This is a genomic window from Allobosea sp. 2KB_26 (assembly GCF_052115715.1).
In the GTDB taxonomy this organism is placed as follows: domain Bacteria; phylum Pseudomonadota; class Alphaproteobacteria; order Rhizobiales; family Beijerinckiaceae; genus Allobosea.
Genome location: NZ_JBFRHE010000064.1, coordinates 1 through 575, shown reverse-complemented (window position 1 = coordinate 575; position 575 = coordinate 1). Strand labels below are relative to the sequence as shown.

1 protein-coding gene is annotated in these 575 nt (G+C 69.9%); it reads right to left on the bottom strand.

What is annotated here, in order from left to right:
• Positions 1 to 78: 78 nt before the first annotated feature.
• The coding region (tnpA, locus tag AB4099_RS35215) for an IS66-like element accessory protein TnpA (protein ID WP_441481509.1) at positions 79 to 575 on the bottom strand (497 nt) is incomplete at its 5' end.

The following is a 575-nucleotide window of genomic DNA, read 5'->3' as shown; positions in this document are numbered from 1 at the left end:
CGGCCAAGCCCTCCGCGCCCTTGCGGAAGTCGACCGGCTTCGTCGCGATCATGACGCGGACCGCGCCGGTCGGGCCGATCACGAGCCGGCCTTCAACGCACCCAGCACCGCCGCGATCGTGGCCGGGGAGGCCCCGTTTTCGATCGTCACCTTGACGCCGCCGACATCAATCTCGATCGCAGCGGTGCGGCGTCTTTGCGCCCGTCGTCTGGGACGCGGGGATCGCGATGGGGTGCCCGCCTCCGGCGCAGCGCCCGCAGGCTGCGCAATCACCGCCGGCACGAAGGCCGGCAGGGTCTCGGCCGCCTGACGTGCCTCGCGCCGCCAGGTGAACAGTTGCTGAGGCGTCAGACCATGGCGGCGGGCCACCGCCGATACCACCGCGCCGGGCGCGAGCGTCTCCTCCAGGATCCGCGCCCGCTCATCGCCGCTCCAGCGACGGCGGCCGATCGCACCGTTGATCACCTCAAAGCGCCGGACCTCGCCCTCCGGCTCAAGTCTATGGTCAAGCCTGGACACAAAACGACCCTCCAAATCAGGATCGTCACACTGACCGCTCAGACCCCGTCGAAGAA